Consider the following 20664-nt stretch of genomic DNA (forward strand, 5'->3'; position numbering starts at 1 on the left):
AGGCGCATAGCGCGTGGTGATGCCGGCGAGCACGAGGTCGATCCCGGCCAGGAACTGCTCCCGGTCGTCGTGCTCGCGCATCTGCCCGGCCACCGCCCTGGTGAACGGGTAGTCCGCCGGGTCCAGCTCCTCCCACGCCTTCGACGCCGCGTCCAGGAACTCGCCGCGCTCTGCCGCGGAGGCGACCACCCGGCCGTTCGCCGCGTTCTGGCCTGCCGCGCCGAGGATGTGGTGCACCAGCGCCGAGGCCACGGTGAACCAGTCGGCCTTGGGCACGCCCAGCGCGCTGACCTGGCTGCCGATGCGCTCGAAGATCCGTGGCGTCACCGAGCCCCACGGGCTGCGGGAGAGCTGCGCGGCGAGCTGGGTGGCCAGCCACGGGTGCTCGTCGATCGCGTCGAACAGGCCGAGCGCGACGGCACGGATCCGCTCCTGCGGCGAGTCCGCTGACCCGGCGGGCTCAGTGGCCAGCGCGGCGGTCAGGACCGCGTCGGTCGCGGCGTCGAGCAGCTCGCCCTTGTTCGCCACGTGCCAGTAGATCGCCCCAGGTCCGGTGGCCAGGCGCTCGGTCAGCGCCCGGAAGGTCAGCCCGCCCTCGCCCGCCTCGTCGAGCAGCTCGACGGCGGCCGTGACGATGCGCGCCCGGGAGAGCGCCTCTGTCCGCCGCTGTGACCGCGTTGCCATGCCGCCCATCTTGACAGGTCTGGAGCGCCGTTCCAATATGGAGCGGCGTTCCAGAGTTGGAACGGCATTCCAGCAGCTCGAAGGAGCCCTCGTGCCCACTCCCGTCACGATCGTCGGCGCCGGCCTCGGCGGACTCACCCTGGCCCGCGTCCTGCACGTGCACGGCATCCCGGCCACCGTCTACGAGGCCGAGCCCTCGCCTGCCGCGCGCACGCAGGGCGGCATGCTCGACATCCACGACTACAACGGCCAGCCCGCCCTGGAAGCGGCCGGTCTGCTGGCGGAGTTCCGCGGCCTGGTCCTGGACGGCCGCCAGGCGATGCGCATCCTGGACCGGGACGGCACCGTGCTGTTCGACAAGGCCGACGACGGCACCGGCGGCCGCCCCGAGGTGCAGCGCGCCGACCTGCGCCGGTTACTGCTCGACTCACTCCCGGCCGGCACCGTCCGGTGGGGCCACAAGGCCACCGGCGCCCGCGCCCTCGGCGACGGCCGCCGCGAGGTGACCTTCGCCAACGGCGCCACCGTGGTCACCAGCCTGCTCGTCGGCGCGGACGGCGCCTGGTCCCAGGTCCGGCCCCTGCTCTCCCCGGCGACCCCCGAGTACGCGGGCACCGCCTTCATCGAGACCTACCTGTTCGAGGCCGACACCCGGCACCCGGCCGCCGCGGCCGCGGTCGGTGGCGGATCGCTGATCGCGCCCACCCCGGGCCGGGAGATCCACGCGCACCGGGAAAGCGGCGACACCCTGCACACCTACCTGATGCTCACCGAGCCCCTGGACTGGTTCGCCGCCATCGACTTCACCGACCCCGCCGCGGCCACCGCACGGATCGCCCGGGAGTTCGACGGCTGGGCCCCCGAGCTCACCGCGCTGATCACCGAGGCCGACACCCCGCCGGTGCTGCGCCCGCACTACGCCCTGCCGGCCGGGCACCGCTGGGACCGGACACCGGGGGTGACCCTGCTCGGCGACGCCGCCCACCTCTCCGCCCCCAACGGCGAAGGCGCCAACCTGGCCATGCAGGACGGCGCCGAGCTCGGCAAGGCCCTGGCCGCGCATCCCGGCGACCTCGAGGCCGCCCTCGCCGGCTACGAGCAGGCCATGTTCACCCGCGCCGCGGAGACCGCAGAGGAGGCCGCCCTCCTGAGGCACATGTTCGGCGAGGACCTGCCGCAGAGCCTGGTGCGGATCTTCGCCGAAGCCGAGCAGAACCGTTGAGCCACCAAGGGATCATCGCGCACACCTGCTTGCCCGTTCGCGCCGGAAACCGGGGAACTGGATCTTCCCGGGTTAGTTTCGCAGCATGACCAACCCCCTCCCCGTCGTCCTGGTGCACGGTTTCTGGCACGGCAGCTGGTGCTGGAGCCCGGTGACCGAACAGCTGGCCGCCCGAGGAGTCCAGTCCGTCGCGGTCGACCTGGAAGGACATGGACTCCGCGGCCCCGCCCCGCGCGCCGCCTGGACCCGGCCGTTCGACGCCGAGGCATTCGCCACCGAGAAGTCACCCGTGGCGACCGTCACCGCCTCCTCCGCGACGGCCCTGCTCGCCGAGCAGGTGCGCGCGATCGGCGGCGGGCGGCCGTGCCTGGTGGTCGCGCACAGCATGGGTGGTGTGGTGGCCACCGCGCTGGCCGAACGCGCGCCGGAGCTGGTCGGCGGGCTGGTCTACGTGGCGGCGTTCGCACCGGTGAGCGGGCAGCCCGCGGCCTTCTACAACACCTGCCCCGAGGCCGAGGGCGGCCAGTCGCTCTCGCTGCTGGCCGCCGACCCGGCCCTGGTCGGCGCGGCGCGCATCGACTTCGGCGACGCCGACCGGCACGAGGCGATCAAGGAGTGCTTCTGCCACGACGTCGACGACCGCACCGCGGCGGCGGTGATCGCCCTGCTCAGCCCGGACGGCCCGGTCGGGATCCCAGCTGAGGAGCTGACCATCACCCGGGCGCGCTACGGCCGCGTCCCGCACTCCTATGTGACCTGCACCAGGGACAACGCCATCCCGATCGCGCTGCAACACCGCTTCATCACCGAGATCGACGCGGTGTCGGCCGCCCCGACCACGGTCACCGAGCTGGACTCCTCGCACTCGCCGTTCCTGTCCCAGCCCGCCGCCCTCGCCGAGGCGATCATCAAGGCCGCGGGCTAGGTCGTGTCCTCACAGTCCCGCCCGCGATAGCCGCGCCGGTTCGGCCGCTGGCGGCACGGCCGGAACGCCCGAATACACCCGGTATGAGGGCGTCCCGGCCGTGCCGCCAGCGACCAAACCGATCACGACTCTCGCAGACGGGACTGTGAGGACACGACCTAGGGCAGGTCCAGTTCCACGGTGGTTCCGGTGGTGGCGGTGACCGCACCCGCGGTCTGCTCGGCCAGCCACCGCCGGAACCCCTCGGCCTCGGCTTCCGGCACGTGCACAGTCAGGCGCACGCTGCTGCCGTAGCCGACCTCGGCGATCCGGTGCCCGGCCGCGCGCAACGCGTGCTCCAGCCGCCCCGCCTCGGCGTGCGCGGCGGTGATCTCCAAGGTGGCGAACCGGGCCCGGCGCAGCAGGCCGACCGCGTCCACCGCCTCGGAGACCGCGCGGCCGTAGGCGCGGACCAGGCCGCCCGCGCCGAGCTTGGTGCCGCCGAAGTAGCGGGTCACCACGGCCACCACGTCGACCAGTTCCCGCCGCACCAGCACCTCCAGCATCGGCACCCCGGCCGTGCCCGCGGGTTCGCCGTCGTCGCTGGAGCGCTGCGCGCCGTCGCCGAGGCGGAAGGCCGTGCAGTTGTGGTTGGCCGACCAGTGCTCCTTGCGTACCGCGGCGATGAACTCCGCGGCGGCCTCCTCGGTCTCCACCCTGGCCAGGTGGCAGAGGAAGCGCGAGCGCTGGATCTCGAGCTCGTGCACGCCGTCGCGGGCGATGGTGGCGGTCATCGGCGCAGCTCCACCAGGTCGGCCAGCTCGGCGTCGGAGAGTTCGGTGAAGGCGGCTTCCCCGGCGGCCAGCACCGAGTCGGCGAGGTCCTTCTTCACCGCGATCAGCTCGGCGATCCGGTCCTCCACGGTGCCCTCGGCGATCAGCCGGTGCACCTGGACCGGCCGGGTCTGCCCGATCCGGTAGGCCCGGTCGGTGGCCTGGTCCTCCACCGCGGGGTTCCACCACCGGTCGTAGTGCACCACGTGGTCGGCCCTGGTCAGGTTGAGCCCGGTGCCCGCGGCCTTGAGCGACAACAGGAACACCGGCACCGCACCCTCCTGGAACCGCCGCACCAGCTCCTCCCGCCGGGGGACCGGGGTGCCGCCGTGCAGCAACTGGGCGCCGATGCCGCGCGCGGTGAGGTGCTGCTCCAGCAGCCGGGCCATGGCCACGTACTGGGTGAACACCAGCACCGCGCCGTCCTCGGCCAGGATGGTGTCGAGCAGCTCGTCCAGCAGCTCCAGCTTGCCGGACCTGTTGCCCAGCTTGGGTTCTGGCTCCTTGAGGAACTGCGCCGGGTGGTTGCAGATCTGTTTGAGCGCGATCAGCAGCGAGACGATCCGGCCCCGCCGCGCCATCGGCCCGTCGCTGTTCTTGATCGCTTCCAGGCTCTCCCGCACGGTCGCCTGGTAGAGCGCGGCCTGCTCCCTGGTCAGCGACACCGGCTGGTCGGTCTCGGTCTTGGGCGGCAGCTCCGGCGCGATCCCGGGGTCGGACTTGCGGCGGCGCAACAGGAACGGCCGCACCAGCCGGGCGAACCGGTCGGCCACCGCGGTGTCCCGCGCGCCCTCGATCCGCTTGGCCCACCGGGTGCGGAAGGCCGGCAGCGTGCCCAGCAGTCCCGGCGTGGTCCAGTCCAGCACCGCCCACAGCTCAGAGAGCGTGTTCTCCACCGGCGTCCCGGTCAGCGCGACCCGCGCCGGGGCCGGGATGGTCCGCAACGCCTTCGCGGTGCCCGAGCGCGGGTTCTTCACGTGCTGGGCCTCATCCGCCACCACCAGGTCCCAGGAAAACCCGGCCAGCACAGCCGAATCCAGCCGCATGGTGCCGTAGGTGGTGAGCACGAACCCGCTCTCGACGCCCTCCAGCGAGCGGCCGTTGCCGTGGTAGCGGCGCACCGCGACGCCGGGGGCGAAGCGCTGGATCTCCCGCTCCCAGTTGCCCAGCAGCGAGGCCGGGCAGACCACCAGCGTCGGCGCGGGGAAGTCCTCGCGGCGGTGCAGGTGCAGCGCGATCACCGTGATCGTCTTGCCCAGTCCCATGTCGTCGGCCAGGCAACCGCCCAGGCCCAGCTCGGTCATCCTGGCCAGCCAGCGCAGCCCGCGCAGCTGGTAGTCGCGCAGGGTCGCGGCCAGCTCCGGCGGCGCCTGCACCGGTTCCCGGCCGGTGTCGGGTTCGGCGATCCGTCCGCGCATGCCCTCCAGCCACCCGGTGGCGCGCACCGGCAGCCGATCGCCCGCCACCACCGCCGACCCGGTGAGCGCGACCTCCAGCGCGTCCATCCCGCCGAGCACCGCGATGGTCGGCTTGTCCGCCTTGCGCCGCAGGTCCGGCGGCACCAGCGTCCACTTCTCCCGCAGCCGCACCACCGGTCGTCGCGACTCGGTCAGCTGCGCCAGCTCGGCCTCGGTCAGCGGATCGTCGCCCAGGGCCAGTCGCCAGTGGAACGCGAAAGCCTTGTCCCCGCCGAAGAACGACGGCCGGTCCCCGGTGGCCGCCACCTCGGCGCGTGCGCTCAGGCCGCGGCCCAGCTCCTTCGGCCAGTGCACCTCGATGCCCGGCACCCCGCCGAGCAGCCGCAGCACCTCCTCATCGGCGAGCTGGATGTCCTCGGGCGCCTCGGACTCCAGCAGCCGGGCCAGCGGCGGCCAGGCCAGGGCGCTGCGGCGCAGGGCAGCCAGCACCCCGTCCCTGACCTCCGCGCCGAGCCCGGCCACCCGGCCCGCCCACACTTCGGCGGCATCGGCCACCAGCGCCGGATCGGCCAGGCTGTGCACCTGGAGCACCGCCCGGAACAGCCGGGTCCGCCCGAACTCCACCCGCAGCGACACCCGCACCTCGGGCGGCCGCGGCGGCGCGGGCCGCGGCGTCCACGACGACAACACGGGCGCCGGGGGAGCGGCTACCGCGCCCATCCCGTCGGCCACCGCGGCCAGGAAGTCCCGCACCAGCCGCACCGGATCGCCGAACCCGGCCTGCTCCGGCATCTCCGCGGCCAGCCGCGCCACCCGCTGCTCGTCAGCCTCGTTCAACCGATCGGCGCGACCGGCGGTGACCAGCTGCAACCCGAACACCGCCACCGTGCCCCAGTAGGCCGCGGCCGGATGCGCGCCGGGGTTGCGCCGCGCCCGGCTGAGCACCGGCAGCGCCTCGGCCACCGGCAGCCACCGGTCCTCGGCCACCCGCACCCGCCCGGCACTCGGTGGCGAGCCCGGCCGGAACTCCGCCGCGACCTGCCCGAGCTGTTCTTCCGTCAGCCGCACCCCGGGCCCTACTCGAACTCGCCGTGCCGCCCGGCCCCGCCGCTGAACCGCCGCGCGCCGTCCAGGGCGTCGGAGGCCAGCGAGACGAACCCGTGCCGCAGCTCGTTGGCGATGGCCGCGTCCTCGTCAAGACCGTCCTGCTCCAGCACCGACAACCGGTCCCGCCGCAGGCAGGTCTGCGGGAACCGGGCCAGCTGCGCGGCCAGCTCCTCGGCCGCGGCGCGCGCCTGTCCCGGCGGCACCACCCGGTTGACCAGCCCGATCCGCTCGGCCTCGGCGGCGTCCACCGGCCTGCCGGTGAGGATGAGGTCCATCGCCCGCGAGGTCCCGATCAGCCGGGGCAGCCGGACCGTGCCGCCGTCGATCAGCGGCACCCCCCAGCGCCGGCAGAACACGCCGAAGGTCGCGTCCTGCTCGGCCACCCGCAGGTCGCACCACAGCGCCAGCTCCAGCCCACCGGCCACCGCGTGCCCGCTGACCGCGGCGATCACCGGCTTGCCCAGCCGCAGCCGGGTCGGCCCCATCGGCCCATCGCCCTCGGCGGAGACCTGGTTGCCACGCTCGGTGCCGATCGCGGTGAGATCCGCCCCAGCGCAGAACGTGCCGCCCTCACCCCACAGCACCGCCACCGCGGCCCCGGGGTCGGCGTCGAACTCCCGGAAGGCCGCCGCCAGCGCCGCCGCGGTCGGCCCGTCCACCGCGTTGCGCTTCTCCGGCCTGGACAGCACCACCGTGCTGACCGGCCCCTGTCGCTCCACGCGCACCGACATGGGCAAACCCTAATGTCTACGGACACACCCGCGGCGCGGCCACCCCGGCGAAGCGCTCCCGCACCCACCGCTCCTGCTCAGCCGAGGACTCCCCGAGCACCCCGTCATGCCCGCCGGGGAACTCCCGGTAGGTCACCGCCGTGCCCTGCCCGCACTGCTTCCTGGCCTCCTCGGCGACGGTCTCGGCGGCCACGTCCACGTCCGTGGCCCCGGCGACCACCAGGATCGGCCCGGCCAGCGCACCGCCGGAGTAGCGGTTGCCCTCGATGAAGGCACGCGCGGCCGGGTGCGCGGACCAGTTGGGGCGCAACAGCTCCCGCGAGGTCGCGGTGCCGCTGACCGCCCGGCCGTAGCCCCAGCAGCCCTCCCGCAGGTACTTCCCGTAGTCCCGCAGCCCCGCCTCGCTCAACATGTCCGCCGGGCTGAAGTCCTTGTGCCGCAACGCGATCGCACTGGCCACATAAGCCAGGTACTGACCCTGGCCCGGGTTGTCCGCGACCCGCTCCTGCAACCGGTCATAGGGCGTCACCGGTGCCAGCGCGACCGCGCCGAGGAACTCCCCGGTCGGCTCGGCCACCTCCTGCCGGGCCACGCCCCACACCGTCTGCCCGCCCTGGGAATGCCCGACCGCGACCCAGCGCGCCCCCAGCTCCGGCACCGCCCGCCGGGCCGCGGCCACCGCGTACCGGACGTCCTGGGCGTTGGCGGCCAGGGTGAGGTACTCGTGCCCGTCACCCGCGCCCAGTCCCGAGTAGTCCGCGGCCACCACCGCATAACCCCGCCCGAGCCAGTCGGCCATCACCTCCGGGTAGTAGAGGTCCTTCATCAGCGAGGGCGCGCACTGCCGGGCCACCCCGCTGGTGCCGTGCGCCCAGGCCACCACCGGCCAGCCCCCGTCCGGCGGGTTCCCGGCCGGGGTGAGCACCGCCGCCGAGGCCGCCACCGGTGTGCCCGCCGCCGACCGCGAGTCGTAGACGATCCTGGTCCCGCTCGCTCCCGGCGGCAGCCGCCAGCCGGTGAACCGCTCGGCGCGCAGCACCGTGCCCGGGACCGCCCCATCCGGGCTGACCTCGTAGAACCCGTCGCGGGGGAGTGCGTTGGCGGCCTCGGCCGCCTTGGCCTTGCCCACCGCGTCCTCCGCCGGTGGCGGCGCGCAGGCCGCCAGCAGTCCGAGCACCAGCACCGCCGCCATCCGCCTGCCCGCATCACGCATGCGGACAGGAAAGAGATCGCGGATCCTAACGTCAATGGTGTTGACATAAGCTGCGCCGTGGCTTCCAAGCGCGTTCCCGAGCACCGCACCCGCCGCAGGCGCACCCAGGGCGGTCAGCTGCTCTCCGCCGAGCTGATCATCGACACCGCGCTGCGGCTGATCGAGCTGCACGGCCCGGACGGGTTGTCCCTGCGCAGGCTCGGCGCGGCCCTCGGCGCGGACGCCACCGCGGTGTACCGCTACTTCACCGGCAAGGACGACCTGCTGCTGGCCATCACCGACGAGCTGATCGGCCGCACCTTCGCCGGGCACCGCACCACCGGCGACTGCGTGGCGGACCTGCGCGCCCTCGGCGAGCGCATCTACCGGGCCAACCTCGCGCACCCCAGGGCCGCCGCCCTGGTCACCGCGCGGGTCACCGGCCGCGAGCACGAGACCGCCGCGGTGGAGACCATCCTGGGCATCCTGCGCGAGGCCGGTTTTCCGCCGGCCGAGGCGGTCCGGCACTACCGCTGCTTCATCGGCATCGCGCTGTCCTTCGCCGCCCTGGACGCGGCCGTGCACACCGCCGAACAGGCCGAGGACACGATCTGGCGCGAGGTCTACGCCACCCTGCCCGCGCAGCGGTATCCGAACATCACCGCCAGCGCGGCCGAACTCGTCATCCAGATGCGGGAGAGCCCGTTCCAGCTGGCCCTGGAGGCCTTCCTGACCACGCTCGCCGCGGAACTGCCTACCGCAGCACCCGGTCCAGGTGGTAGCGCATAGTCTCGGTGGCCTCGGCCCCGGTGAGCTGCCCGCAGGCCAGCTCGATGGTCAGCGCGTCGGCCAGCGACCAGATGATCCGCGCCTCCCGCTCCGGGTCCAGCCCGGCCGCCCGGCCCTCCTGCTGGGCCTGCCGCACCACGTGCGCGGCCAGCGCGCGCAGCTCCGCGTTGTCCTGGAAGAGCACGTCGGCGATGGCCACGTCCTCCATCGCCCGGCCGAGGAAGGCCACGTTGACCCTGATCGCCAGCCGGGAGTCCGGGTCGTCGCCGAGCACCTCCTCCAGCGCGGCCCGCAGCAGCTGCTCCGGCGACCCGGCCAGCCCGTTGATCCGGTCCGCGATCCGGTGCTCCATCCGCCGCCCGGCCAGCTTGAGCCCGTAGAGCAGCAGCGCGTCCTTGTTCCGGAAGTAGTGCTGCACCCGGCCGACCGACACACCGGCCTCGGCGGCCACCTCGCGCACGCTCACCGCCTCCAGCCCGGCGCGGGCGGCCAGCCGCCACATCGCCTCGGCGATCTTGGACTTCTGTTCCTCGGGCACTGGCCCAGGCTATCAATACGAACGTATTGAAGATCGCCGGGGCGGCGGGCTACAGTACGATCGTATTGCCCGAGGGAGGAGAGCAGATGGCCAAGACTGTGTCCGCTGTGGAGGGTGCGCAGGGAGTGATCGCGCTGATCGGGATCACCCTGGGCGCGGTGCCACTGGTGCGCTGGCTGATCGAGGAGCAGCACAGCGGACCGTTCCGCTGGATCTTCGGCGAGCTGACCGGGACCATGGGCTACCTGGGGCCGCTGCTGGTGATCGCCGCCGCGATCGGGCTCATCGCGCTGCTGGAGCTGCGCAAGCGCCGTTAGCGAAAACCATTTGGCCCCCGGCCCAATAATCGACTTGATGACGATCATCGAGGTGCCGGCCGAACTGGCCGAGACGTACGCGAAGTTCGACGGGGCTGAGGGCAGGGAGTGGGTCGAGCGGCTGCCCGCGCTGGCCATGGACTTCCTGGACCGCTGGAACCTGCGCCTGGACGGGAAGTCCATGCACGGCATGGCCTCCCTGGTGCTGCCGGTGCGCACACCCGAGGGCACCCCGGCCGTGCTCAAGCTCCAGCGGCCCAACGAGGAGAACATCGGCGAGCCGCTGGCCCTGCGGCACTGGGACGGCGACGGCATCGTCCGCCTGCTGGCCGCTGACGAGCCCACCTGCACCATGCTGCTGGAACGCCTGGACCCCAGCCGCCCGCTGTCCTCGCTGCCCGACGCCGAGCAGGCCCTGACCATCCTCACCGGCCTGCTCGGCCGCCTGGTCCAGCACCAGGCCCCGACCGGAATGCGGCGGCTGGGCGACATCGCCGCCGCCATGCTCGCCGACACCCCCGGCAAGGCCACCCGGCTGGCCGACCCTGCCGACGCCGCCCGGCTGCACTCCTGGGCGGCCATCGTCGGCGAGGTGCTCGACGAACCCGGCGACCGCCTGCTGCTGTGGGACCTGCACTACGACAACGTGCTGGCCCCACTGCCCGGCACCGACCGCGAACCCTGGCTGGCCATCGACCCGAAACCGCTCGCGGGCGACCCCGGCTTCGAGCTGTTCCCCGCCCTGGACAACAGGTTCGAGGACCTGGAGGCCACCGGCGACGTGCCCCGCGCGCTGCGCCGCCGCTTCGACCTGATGACCGGTCACCTCGGCCTGGACCGCGCTCGCGCCGCGCGCTGGACCGTGGGCCGGGTGTTGCAGAACGCCCTGTGGCACATCGAGGACGAGGACGACGGCAAGCTGGTCCCGGACCACCTCGCCATCGCCGCCGCGATGGCGCACTACCTGGCCTGACCACTCAACCCGATCGTGGCTGGCGTGCCGCACCGGCACAGCGCAGGCTCGACCCCAGACAGCCGCCCCACGCCACAGAACGGACCCCCATGCCCGAGCAGTCCACCGCCATCGTCTTCACCGAGCACGGCGGCCCCGAGGTGCTGCACCCCGCCCAGCGCGACCTGCCCGAACCCGGCCCCGGCCAGCTCCGCATCCGGGTCAAGGCCGCCGGGGTCAACCCCTTCGACACCAAGGTCCGCGCCGGCGCCTTCCCCAGCATGCCCGCCACCTACCCCGCCGTGCCCGGTTCGGACGTCGCGGGCGTGGTCGAGGCCGTCGGCCCGGACGTCACCGAGTTCGCCCTTGGCGATGAGGTGCTCGGCACGGCCGCCACCGGCTCCTACGCCACCCACACCCTGGCCACCCCCGGCAAGCTCACCGCCAAACCCGCCGAACTGGACTGGCCCACCGCCGCCGGCCTGCCCGGGGTGGCCACCACCGCCTACCGGGTGCTCGCCCTGCTCGAGGTGAAAGCGGGGGAGACCCTGCTGGTCGACGGCGCCGCGGGTGGGGTCGGCACCTTCGTCGTGCAGCTGGCCAGGGAACGCGGCCTGACCGTCATCGGCACCGCCAGCGAAGCCAACCACGCCTACCTGCGCGGCCTGGGCACCCACCCGGTCCGCTACGGCGAAGGCCTGATCGAACGGGTCAAGGAACTCGCCCCCCAGGGTGTGGACGCGGCCCTGGACCTCTCCGGCCGCGGTGGCCTGCCCACCCTGCTCGCCCTCACCGGCGGCCCCGACCGCGTGCTCACCATCGCCGACGGCCAAGCCGCCGACTTCGGCGTCCGAGCCAGCTGGGGCGGCCCTGCCGAAGAAGTCCCCGGCGCCCTGTCCGACGCGGTAGCCCTGGTAGCCGCCGGAAAGATCAAGCTGCCCGTCTCCCGCACCTACCCCCTGACCGAAGCCGCGGCCGCCCACCGCGCCAGCGAGGACGGCCACGTCCGCGGAAAACTGGTCCTGCTCGTGGACTAGTGTCCTGAGTCGGAAGTTCGCCAGCGGTCTCGACGGCCCAGCTTCCCGCTGACCGCACCGCCGGAAAGCCCACGTACAACCCGGTACGAGGGCTTCCCCGCGGCGCGCCCAGCGGAAAGCTGGACCGCCGATACCACCACCGAACTTCCGACTCAGGACACTAGGCGATGGCGCTCACCTGCGCGAGTCCCTGACCGGTGCGCCGGCGGGAGCGGGCCCCGTGCCTCCGCCCGGGGCCCGCCCACCCAACGCTCAGCCCTGGTGCGGACAGTTGCCGCGGTACTCCGAGATCGCACTGCCACTCGGAAGCGGGCACAGGAACTGCTCGTAGCGAGTGTCGTTGTCCACGAACCGCTTGAGCCAGGAAATGCTGTACTTGGCGATGGTCACGTTCGCCACGTTCGGGGCGAAGTGACTGGCCCCGGCCAGCTCCAGGTACGCCCGGTCCAGAGTGGAGGGAAGGCTGGCGTAGAAGGGTTCGGAGTGTGCGGCGACACTGGCCACCGAGTCACGCTCCGCGCCGATGATCAGCGTGGGCGTCCGCACGGAGGACCAGTTCTTGGTGGCGTTCCAGGGCGTCAGCGGAATCGCCGCCTGCAGCGCGGGCCGGTCCTTCGCCGCCTCCAGGCTGCCACCCCCGCCCATGGAATGCCCCATCACTGCCAGCCGGGAGCCATCGATGCGCCCACGGACCGAACTGCTCTGGGTGAGGTAGTCCAGCGCGGCCAGGAGCTGATCGCCCCGCGCGGCGGGCTGGTCGTAACGGCCGAGGGTGTCAATCGTGAAGATCACGAAGCCCTGGGACGCCAGACGCGGGCCGAGCCACGACATGCTGGACTGACTCGCGGTGAAGCCGGGCGCGACAGCGACGGCGCCGAAGGTGCCCTGACTGGTGTCGGTGGGGTAATAGATCGTGCCGCCACCGAAGCCACGCACCGCGGTCGCCGACACCCGCGTCTCGGCAGTGCCGAACGGGCCGCGCGCGGCCTCGATGCTCGCCACGGTCGGCGCGGGACCGCGCTCGTAGGGATTTTCCGCACTTGGTCGCGCCTGAGCCGCAGGCGCGACCAACAGACTGAGCGTCACAGCCAACGCGGCGGCGGCCGGACGGAGACAAGCAAGAGTCATGACACTCGCGCTTTCATTCGCAGGGGGGATGGCCGTCCCCAGGGACTCCACGGCGACGCGGACCACAGCCTTGCCGACATACCGCACTCACGGCATACTGTGACCCGCATCACCGAACCGGTTAATCCGGCGTCCGAAACAGCAGGGCCATTCCGGAACAACCGAGAGTTTCCCTTGTGGCGCAACGCATGTCCACGGGAGTACTACCTTCCGCACATCGCTGATATCGCTCTCACGCCGGATGCTCACCCGAATGACAAATTCCTGAACCGTCACACCGAGTTGACGCCGACCAAGCGCCACACGTCCAGAGCCAACCTGTACCGACTGGTCGGCAAGGCTGGAGCAATCCGGCGGCAGCCTCACCTCTGGGAGATGCCCGCGATGGCTCGGCCAAGGATCAGGAGCCGGCCGGGTATCGCCCTTGACCGGTATCGCCCTTGACCTCACCGGAGCCATCCTTTTCCGGTGACGCATGCTGCTGGCGTGCGGAATTCAGCGACTCCACGGACCTCAGGCATGCCCGGCTCAATAAACGCGAACAGCTTCTCAGCGCATGCGGCGCGTTCGGCTCGCGCGGCCACGTCGCACACCACAGCGGATCAGTGCTTATCCGCCAGTCCCCGATCCCGGAACACCCGCCGGTAAGCCCCCGGCGTGGTCCCCAACGCGCTCGCGAACCGCCTGCGCAAGTTCGTGGCCGAGGACAGCCCCACCCGCCGCGCGATGGCCTCCAACGGAAGATCCGAAGACTCCAGCAGATCCTGCGCCACGGCCAGCCGCCGGGCCAGCAACCACTGACCAGGACTGGTGCCCAGCTGCTCAGCGAACCGCCGGGCCAGGGTCCGCGTGGACAGTCCCGCCCGCACCGCCAGGCTCTCCACGGTCACCGGTTCACCCAGCCGCTCGGCGGCCCAGTCCAGCAGCGGCGCGAGCGAACCGTCGAACTGGGCCGGGTGGGGCGGCGCGGAGTACTGCAACTGCCCGCCCTCCCGGTGCGGCGGCATGACCATGGTCCGGGCGATGTCCGCGGCGTACCGGGCGCCCTGGTCCCGCCGGACCAGGTGCATGCACAGGTCGAACCCGGCGCCCGCACCCGCGCTGGTGGCCACGTCGCCGTGGTCGACGTAGAGCACGTCCGGGTCGACCCGCACGAGCGGGAAGCGGGCGGCCAGCTCGTCGGTCTGCGCCCAGTGCGTGGTCGCCCGCCGGCCGTCCAGCAGCCCGGCGTGCGCGAGCAGGAACGCGCCGGAGCAGATGCTGGCCACCCGCGCACCCCTGGCGTGTGCCCGGCGCAGCGCCCTGACCACCGTGGCCGACGGCGGCTCCTGCACGGGCAGCCAGCCGGGGACGATCACGGTGTCGGCCCGGTCGAGCGCGGCCAACCCCTCGGTCACCAGCATGTCGTAGCCGGCGTAGGTCGCGACCGGGCCGGGATGCTCCGTGCACACCTCGAAGGCGTACCGGGTCGGCAGTCCCAGCCGCTCGATGCCGAACACCTGGGCCGCGCAGCCGAGCTCAAAGGTCGACTGCGGTGGGCGGAGCAGCGCCACGACCCGGTGCATGGCAGAAAAGTACCGGATGATGTCTTTCCTGACACTCGGCGGCCCGCGCGCGGATCGGCAGGCTGAGCGCATGACGACCGAACAGGGTTACGTGTGGTCCACCGTCCAGGACGCCCCGGTCCGGGAGCTCTTCCCCGGCATCCGGTTGCGCCCGCTGTGGCAGGGGGACAACGGCGCGAAGGCCTACGTGCTGGAGATGGACCCGGACAGCCGCTGGCAGGGGATCGACGTGCACGAGCCGGGACCGGAGGAGGTCTTCGTGGTCTCCGGCGTGTTCAACGACGGCGACCGGGACTACCCGGCGGGCTCCTTCATCCACGCGCCCGCCGGTTCCTCGCACGTCCCGCAGACCACCACCGGCTGCACGCTGTTCCTGTTCTACCCGGAGGGGTGAGCAATTGGACTTGAACCTCCACCTACGTCAGCTCCTAGGGTCCGGCACATGACGATCACCGTTCTCGACACCCACACCGCCATGACCGGCATCCTGCGGGCCCCGGTCGCCGACCGGCCCGAGCTGCTGCGCGCCATGCTCGAACCGATGGCGGGCATGTACCGCTACTTCCCGGGTGACGTCGACCTGGTCGCCATGCACCTGGCCTCGGCGGGCTTCCCGCTGGACCGCGATGAACAGCGCTGCCTGGACGCCCTGGACACCCTCGCGTCGGCCGACGCCTGGCCCCGGCTCCAGCGCGCCCTGGACCAGGCGCTGGAGGTCCAGCTGGCGGCGACCCCGGAGCTGGCGGTCCCGGACATCTCCGTGCTGTTCGTGCTCGGCGACCCCGGCGACGCCAACTTCATGGGGCCCAGCCTGGGCGTGACCGGCAACGGCGGCATCTCCGGCTACATCGTGATCACGCTGTGGCCCTACCCGGAGAACCTGGACCGCCTGGAAGCGACCGTGGTGCACGAGCTCAACCACAACCTCCGGTACCGCCCCGGCGGCGTGGTGTGGGACCCGGCCACGGTCAACGTCGGCGAGCACGTGGTCTCCGAGGGCCTGGCCGACGCCTTCGCCCGCCAGCTGCACGGCGCGGACCTCGGCTACACCCGCATCGGCGTGCCGCACCTGCACGACGAGGCGGTCTTCGCCAAGGTCGTCAGCGGCCTGGAGGTCACCGGCATGCAGAACTTCACCGCCTGGGTGCACGGTGACGCCATCGCGGCCCACTTCGGCGCCACCCCGGTCGGCCTGCCCACCGGCGCCGGCTACGCCGTGGGCAACCGGCTGGTCGACGCCTACCTGGCCGCGACCGGCCAGACCGCGGCCCAGGCCCTGCACACGCCGAGCGCGGAGATCATCGCCACCGCACTGAACCGGAGCAGCTGAACCGTCCGGGTCCGGCGCTAATCCGGTTGCCGGACCCGGACGGCGCGGCCACCCTGCACGCATGACTGCCGCCCGGGTCGACCTGCTGCTCAAGCAGCTCGACATCGCCTGGTCCCTGTTCGAGCACCACCTGACCGGGCTGGACGACACCGCCTGTCTCTGGCAGCCCGCGCCGGACAGCTGGACCGTCCGCCCCGGCGCCGACGGCCGCTGGCACGCCGACTGGGTGGAGCCCGAGCCCGATCCCGCGCCGACCACCACCATCGGCTGGGTCAGCTGGCACATCGGCTTCTGGTGGACGACCACGCACGGCCACCTCTTCGGCACCGGCGCCCCGGCCCGCGCCGAGATCACCTGGCCGGGCAGCGCCGAGTCCACGATCGCCTGGCTGACCGGTCTCAAGGACAACTGGCGGGCCGCCCTGCTGCCGCTCACCGACGCCGAACTGGACTCCACCGAACGCACCAGAACCCTGCCGTGGGGCGGGGAGTTCACCCTGGCCGACATCGCGGGCTGGGTGACCGTGGAGCTGACCAAGAACGTCGCCGAGATCGGCCAGCTCCGCATCCTGCACGCCCGGAGCCGCTGACGTACGTCCGGAGGCGTACGCCAACCGCGATTCCGAACGGATTCGCCCGCCCCGCGCGCTGCCTAGCGTTACCCCCATGGATCGCGCCCGGCTCGCCTGCCTCGTCTCCATCGGCTACGTGTGGATCGCCATGATCGCCTTCGGTGGCGTGCTGGTGGAGACCGTCCTGTTGTACCCCAACATCTTCCGCGACCCACCGGCCTCGCTGTCCGAGTCGATGGGGTTCTTCCAGGTGGTCGGGCCGGGCGATGTCTTCCGGCCGCTGGGCATGGCCACGGTGGCCGCCGCGGTGCTGGCCGCGATCACACTGTGGCGGCGGCCGCGGGCACGCTGGTGGATCCTGGCCAGCCTGCTCGTGCTGGCACTGGGGGAGGGCCTGTTCTCGGTGCTGTACCTGCACCCGCGCAACACCATCATGTTCACCGAGGGCCTGGCCGTGCACTCCGCGGAGTTCCTGCGCCAGACCGCCGCGGAGTTCGTCTTCGGCCACTACTTCCGGATCGCCGCCACCGCGCTCACCGCGGCACTGGCCTTCACCGGCATGGTCCGCCTGCTGCGCACCCGGCCCGTGGCGTGACCCGGCGGGCTGGTCCACAGTGGACACCATGCTGAGCAGCCGCCCCAGGCTCGCCGACACGCTGCTGGCGGCCCTGGTGCTGCTGGCGGTGGGCGCGGCGGTCACCGCCAACCTCGGCCGCACCGGTCCGCCGTCCCCGCTGGCCTACGCCTTCGCGCTGCTGTTCGCCGGGGTGCTGTTCCTGCGCCGCCGGCACCCGATCCCGGTGCTGCTGCTCAGCGCCACCGCGCTGATCGCCTACTACGTGCTCGACCTGCCCGCCATCGGCTTGGCCGTGCCGCTGGCCGCCCCGCTCTACTCCGCCGCCGAGGCCGGGCGCACCCGCTGGGCCGCCGGAGTGGGGGTGGCGGTGCTGGTGGTGTCCACGGCGGCCCGCCTGGACGAGGGCGACGACCCCGGCTACGTGCTCGGCCTGGACTTCGGCGTCTCGGCCGCGCTGTTCGCCGCGGTGATCGCCTTCGGCGACGCGGTCCGCTCCCGCCGCGGCTGGCGGGCCGCCGCCGCACTGGACCGGGAACGTGAGGCCGCCGCCCGTGTCGAGCAGGAACGCCTGCGCATCGCCCGCGACCTGCACGACCTGCTCGCGCACACGGTCGCGGTGATCTCCCTGCACACCGACGTGGCCAGGGAGACCCTGCGCGAGGACCCCGACCGCGCCGAACGCTCGCTCACCGCCGTCCGCACCGCGTGCAGCGAAGTGGTGCAGGAGCTCCGCGCCACCCTCGGCGCGCTGCGCGCGGGGGAGAGCGACCCGGTGCCCGGCCTGGACCGCCTCGCCGAGCTCGTCGACTCCGCCACCACCGCGGGCCTGACCGTCACCGTGCGCACCGAAGGCGAACCGGCCGCGCTGCCCGCCGTGGCCGACGCCACCGCCTACCGGGTGGCCCAGGAGTCGCTGAGCAACATCCGCCGCCACGCCAACGCCCGCACCGTCAAGATCACCCTGTCCTACCGCCCCGACGAACTGATCCTGACCATCCGCGACGACGGCCAAGGCCCGCCCGGCCCCGCCGCCAACGGTGGCTGGGGCATCATGGGCATGCGCGAACGCCTGGCCCTGCTCGGCGGCGCCCTGCACACCAGCACGCCCAGCGGCGGAGGATTCTTGGTCCAGGCACACATCCCGCTGCGAGCCCGCCCATGATCCGCATCGCCCTGGTCGACGACCAGTACCTGGTCCGCGAGGGACTGCGCGCGCTGCTCGACCGCGCCGAAGACATCACCGTGGTCGGCGAGGCGGACAACGGCGAGTCCGGCCTCGCACTGGTCCGCAGGGAACGCCCGGACGTGGTGCTGATGGACATCCGCATGCCCGGCACCGACGGCCTGACCGCCACCCGCGAGATCGTCGCCGACCCCGCGCTGCGCGAGGTCCGGGTGATCGTGCTGACCACCTTCGACGCCGACGAGCACATCCTGTCCGCGGTCCGCGCCGGCGCCTCCGGCTTCCTGCTCAAGGACACCGGCCCCGACGAGCTGCGCAACGCGGTGCGCATCGTGGCAGGCGGCGACGCGCTGCTGTCCCCGGCGGTCACCCGCCGCGTCATGCACGCCGCCGCCACCAGCCCGCCCCGCGCCGACCTGCGGCGGCTGGCCGTGCTCACCGACCGCGAACGCGAGGTGCTGGCCACCGTCGGCGCGGGCCGCTCCAACGACGAGATCGCCGCCCTGCTGCACATCAGCCCAGCCACCGCTCGCACCCACGTGAGCAGGCTGCTGACCAAACTGCACGCCCGCGACCGCGCCCAGCTGGTGGTGCTGGCCTACGAGACCGGCCTGATCACCCCGGGCGGCCAGTAGTCAGCAACACCTTGCCGCGCACCGCGCCCGCCTCACTGAGCCGGTGCACCTCAGCCGTGTCGGCCAGGGATCGCACCGCACTGACCTCCACCCGCACCAGGCCGACCAGCTCCGCCAACTGGTCGCGATCAGGCCGGGCCACCACATGACTGGCGTTCGCCGCCACCACCGGCGTGGCCACCGACACGAACACCCGCGCCAACCCGGCCAGCCGCAAGCCTTCCTCCGCGCTGACCGGCACCACGTTGAGCACCACGTCCACCGGCTCGTCAAAGACGGTGGACGTGTAGTCGACCACCTCGTCAGCCCCCAGCCGCCGCACCGCCGCCACACTCCGCGCACTGGCCGTGGCGATCACGTGCGCCCCGGCCCGCTTGGCCAACTGCACCGCGAACCCACCGATCCCACCCCCGGCCCCGTTGACCAGCACCCGCTGCCCGGCTTCCACTCCCGCCGCCGCGACCGCCTGCATCGCGGTCAACCCCGCCAACGGAATCCCCGCCGCATGCGCCAACGGCATCGACCCCGGCGCCGCCACCAGCCGTTCCACCGGCGCGACCACGAACTCCGAGGCCGCCCCGCCATCCACCCACCCGACCACCGCGTCCCCCACCGCGAACTCCGACACCCCGTCCCCAAGCCCGGCGACCACCCCGGCCACATCCCAGCCCAGCGCGAACGGCAGCGGCACCGGAAACACCCCGGCCCGCACCGCGATCTCGGTCGGGTTGAACGAGGTGGCCACCACCGCCACCAGCACCTCGCCCGCCCCCGGCTCCGGCACCGCAACCTGATCCAGCCTGATCACCGACGCATCTCCGTGCTCATGCACGCGCACACTCAACACACCCTGAACCTAGATCCGCCCACCGAGACGAACCATGTGCCCAAAGCGCGTTTTCCTACGCGATCGTCTCCTACCCTGACCACGTGGACCTGCTCAGCGACGTGATCACCGTGCTCCGCACCGGCAACCCCCGCTCCGCCCACGTGACCTGGCACGGCGACTGGCGCCAGGACTACGCCGAGGTCCCCGGCGCGGCGGGCTTCCACGTGGTGCTCCAGGGCGAATGCACGCTGCGCGCCCCTGCCGAGCTACACCTGACCGAGGGCGACATCCTGTTCCTCCCCACCAGCCCCAACCACACCCTGACCGCCGCCGCCAGCCACGCGCCCGGCGACGCCGCCACCACTCCGAACCACGCCAACGCCGCGCCCCGCCCAGGCACGGCTCTGCCCGACCACCCGGCCCACGCCACGCCCGCGCTCCCACCTGCCCCGCAGCCCACCCCCGCTGAGAACTCCGCCCGCCACATCCGCGCCACCACCCCCGGCCCCGGCCCGATCACCACGGTCACCCTCTGCGGCGCCTACGAGCTCACCCCCGCCCGCACCCACCCCCTCCTGCGCACCCTGCCCACCGCCATCCACCTCCCCGCCGCGACCCAGCCCCCCGAGCTGACCGCCGCCCGCACCCTGCTCGCGGCCGAGCTGACCACCCCCGGCCAGGGCACCGACGCCCTGATCCCCGCCCTCCTGGACACCCTGCTGGTCTACCTGCTCCGCGGTTGTCTGACCGCCACCGGCACCGGCTGGTCCGCCGCCCTGCGCGACCCGGCCACCGCCGCCGCGCTCCAGGCCATGCACCACAACCCGGCCCACCCGTGGACCGTGGCCAAGCTCGCCGCCGAGGCCGGACTGTCCCGCGCGCCCTTCGCCCGCCGCTTCACCACCCTGGTCGGCCAGCCCCCGCTGACCTACCTCACCTGGTGGCGGATGACCACCGCCGCCCGCCTGCTGCGCGAGACCGCCGACCCGGTGGGTGTCATCGCGGCCAGGGTCGGCTACCTCTCCGAGTTCGCCTTCGCCACCGCGTTCAAGCGCGCCTTCGGCGAGCCGCCGGGGCGGTACCGGCGCGGCTAGGTCGTGTCCGCACAGTCCTGCCTGCGAG

The 20664-nt window shown here is 72.9% G+C and carries 22 protein-coding genes; 13 read left to right on the forward strand and 9 right to left on the reverse strand.

Translation table 11 applies throughout. The features are described 5' to 3' along the window. A partial coding sequence (locus tag M8C13_RS43760) for a TetR/AcrR family transcriptional regulator (protein ID WP_252486762.1) occupies positions 1 to 684 on the reverse strand: 684 nt, incomplete at its 3' end. A 91-nt stretch (positions 685 to 775) separates the two neighbouring features. Here M8C13_RS43760 and M8C13_RS43765 point away from each other — a divergent pair. Both M8C13_RS43765 and M8C13_RS43770 read left to right on the forward strand, forming a co-directional pair. Continuing rightward, positions 776 to 1906 carry an FAD-dependent monooxygenase gene (locus tag M8C13_RS43765; protein WP_252486763.1) on the forward strand — a complete coding sequence of 377 codons (1131 nt, stop codon included), beginning with the start codon at positions 776 to 778 and terminating at the stop codon, positions 1904 to 1906. Between the two features lie 85 nt (positions 1907 to 1991). Then, positions 1992 to 2831, forward strand: a complete 840-nt coding sequence (locus M8C13_RS43770; protein ID WP_252486764.1) for an alpha/beta fold hydrolase — start codon at positions 1992 to 1994, stop codon at positions 2829 to 2831. 158 nt (positions 2832 to 2989) lie between these two features. On the opposite strand, the gene M8C13_RS43775 is transcribed toward M8C13_RS43770, so the two are convergent. The 4 genes from M8C13_RS43775 to M8C13_RS43790 form a co-directional block, all read right to left on the reverse strand. Then, positions 2990 to 3604, reverse strand: coding sequence for a YigZ family protein (locus M8C13_RS43775; RefSeq protein ID WP_252486765.1), 615 nt, complete (start codon positions 3602 to 3604; stop codon positions 2990 to 2992). Further along, positions 3601 to 6048: a DEAD/DEAH box helicase gene (locus M8C13_RS43780; protein WP_252486782.1), complete on the reverse strand. Its 2448-nt coding sequence runs from the start codon at positions 6046 to 6048 to the stop codon at positions 3601 to 3603. Before M8C13_RS43780 ends, M8C13_RS43775 begins: the two co-directional genes overlap by 4 nt. Before the next feature lie 89 nt (positions 6049 to 6137). Beyond that, on the reverse strand, positions 6138 to 6899 hold the full coding sequence (locus tag M8C13_RS43785) for a crotonase/enoyl-CoA hydratase family protein (RefSeq protein ID WP_252486766.1): 762 nt from the start codon (positions 6897 to 6899) through the stop codon (positions 6138 to 6140). A 16-nt stretch (positions 6900 to 6915) separates the two neighbouring features. After that, positions 6916 to 8112 carry an alpha/beta fold hydrolase gene (locus M8C13_RS43790; RefSeq protein WP_252486767.1) on the reverse strand — a complete coding sequence of 399 codons (1197 nt, stop codon included), beginning with the start codon at positions 8110 to 8112 and terminating at the stop codon, positions 6916 to 6918. A 57-nt stretch (positions 8113 to 8169) separates the two neighbouring features. On the opposite strand from M8C13_RS43790, the gene M8C13_RS43795 reads away from it, so the two are divergent. Then, positions 8170 to 8880: a TetR/AcrR family transcriptional regulator gene (locus M8C13_RS43795; RefSeq protein ID WP_252486768.1), complete on the forward strand. Its 711-nt coding sequence runs from the start codon at positions 8170 to 8172 to the stop codon at positions 8878 to 8880. Here M8C13_RS43795 and M8C13_RS43800 read toward each other — a convergent pair. Then, positions 8846 to 9418, reverse strand: a complete 573-nt coding sequence (locus M8C13_RS43800; RefSeq protein WP_252486769.1) for a TetR/AcrR family transcriptional regulator — start codon at positions 9416 to 9418, stop codon at positions 8846 to 8848. The two genes, M8C13_RS43795 and M8C13_RS43800, sit on opposite strands and share 35 nt — an antisense overlap. An 86-nt stretch (positions 9419 to 9504) precedes the next feature. On the opposite strand from M8C13_RS43800, the gene M8C13_RS43805 reads away from it, so the two are divergent. From M8C13_RS43805 to M8C13_RS43815, 3 genes are all read left to right on the forward strand, one after another. Then, complete coding sequence (locus M8C13_RS43805) at positions 9505 to 9735, forward strand: hypothetical protein (RefSeq protein WP_252486770.1); 231 nt, start codon at positions 9505 to 9507, stop codon at positions 9733 to 9735. 28 nt (positions 9736 to 9763) lie between these two features. Then, the gene (locus tag M8C13_RS43810) at positions 9764 to 10708 is read left to right on the forward strand and encodes an aminoglycoside phosphotransferase family protein (protein WP_374213379.1); all 945 of its coding nucleotides are present in this window, start codon (positions 9764 to 9766) and stop codon (positions 10706 to 10708) included. Positions 10709 to 10797: 89 nt separating this feature from the next. Beyond that, entirely contained in the window at positions 10798 to 11724 is a 927-nt protein-coding gene (locus M8C13_RS43815; RefSeq protein ID WP_252486772.1) for an NADP-dependent oxidoreductase, read from the forward strand. 252 nt (positions 11725 to 11976) lie between these two features. On the opposite strand, the gene M8C13_RS43820 is transcribed toward M8C13_RS43815, so the two are convergent. Next, a complete protein-coding gene (locus M8C13_RS43820; protein ID WP_252486783.1) occupies positions 11977 to 12852 on the reverse strand; it encodes a serine aminopeptidase domain-containing protein in 876 nt (291 codons plus the stop codon). Between the two features lie 602 nt (positions 12853 to 13454). Continuing rightward, on the reverse strand, positions 13455 to 14417 hold the full coding sequence (locus M8C13_RS43825; protein ID WP_252486773.1) for a helix-turn-helix domain-containing protein: 963 nt from the start codon (positions 14415 to 14417) through the stop codon (positions 13455 to 13457). Positions 14418 to 14487: 70 nt separating this feature from the next. On the opposite strand from M8C13_RS43825, the gene M8C13_RS43830 reads away from it, so the two are divergent. The 6 genes from M8C13_RS43830 to M8C13_RS43855 all read left to right on the forward strand — a co-directional run bounded on the left by M8C13_RS43830 (position 14488) and on the right by M8C13_RS43855 (position 18713). Further along, positions 14488 to 14811, forward strand: coding sequence for a cupin domain-containing protein (locus tag M8C13_RS43830; protein WP_252486774.1), 324 nt, complete (start codon positions 14488 to 14490; stop codon positions 14809 to 14811). A gap of 48 nt (positions 14812 to 14859) precedes the next feature. Beyond that, complete coding sequence (locus M8C13_RS43835) at positions 14860 to 15747, forward strand: DUF2268 domain-containing protein (protein ID WP_252486775.1); 888 nt, start codon at positions 14860 to 14862, stop codon at positions 15745 to 15747. 61 nt (positions 15748 to 15808) lie between these two features. Beyond that, entirely contained in the window at positions 15809 to 16336 is a 528-nt protein-coding gene (locus tag M8C13_RS43840; protein WP_252486776.1) for a DinB family protein, read from the forward strand. A 76-nt stretch (positions 16337 to 16412) separates the two neighbouring features. Then, complete coding sequence (locus M8C13_RS43845; protein WP_252486777.1) at positions 16413 to 16913, forward strand: DUF1772 domain-containing protein; 501 nt, start codon at positions 16413 to 16415, stop codon at positions 16911 to 16913. Between the two features lie 28 nt (positions 16914 to 16941). Beyond that, positions 16942 to 18057, forward strand: coding sequence for a sensor histidine kinase (locus M8C13_RS43850; RefSeq protein ID WP_252486778.1), 1116 nt, complete (start codon positions 16942 to 16944; stop codon positions 18055 to 18057). Further along, complete coding sequence (locus M8C13_RS43855; RefSeq protein ID WP_252486779.1) at positions 18054 to 18713, forward strand: response regulator transcription factor; 660 nt, start codon at positions 18054 to 18056, stop codon at positions 18711 to 18713. Before M8C13_RS43850 ends, M8C13_RS43855 begins: the two co-directional genes overlap by 4 nt. Here M8C13_RS43855 and M8C13_RS43860 read toward each other — a convergent pair. Beyond that, the gene (locus M8C13_RS43860; protein ID WP_252486780.1) at positions 18694 to 19521 is read right to left on the reverse strand and encodes an alcohol dehydrogenase catalytic domain-containing protein; all 828 of its coding nucleotides are present in this window, start codon (positions 19519 to 19521) and stop codon (positions 18694 to 18696) included. The genes M8C13_RS43855 and M8C13_RS43860 overlap by 20 nt on opposite strands. Positions 19522 to 19643: 122 nt before the next feature. Here M8C13_RS43860 and M8C13_RS43865 point away from each other — a divergent pair, with 122 nt between their 5' ends. Further along, positions 19644 to 20636, forward strand: a complete 993-nt coding sequence (locus M8C13_RS43865; RefSeq protein WP_252486781.1) for an AraC family transcriptional regulator — start codon at positions 19644 to 19646, stop codon at positions 20634 to 20636. Positions 20637 to 20664: the final 28 nt, after the last annotated feature.

The organism is Crossiella sp. SN42, from assembly GCF_023897065.1.
In the GTDB taxonomy this organism is placed as follows: domain Bacteria; phylum Actinomycetota; class Actinomycetes; order Mycobacteriales; family Pseudonocardiaceae; genus Crossiella.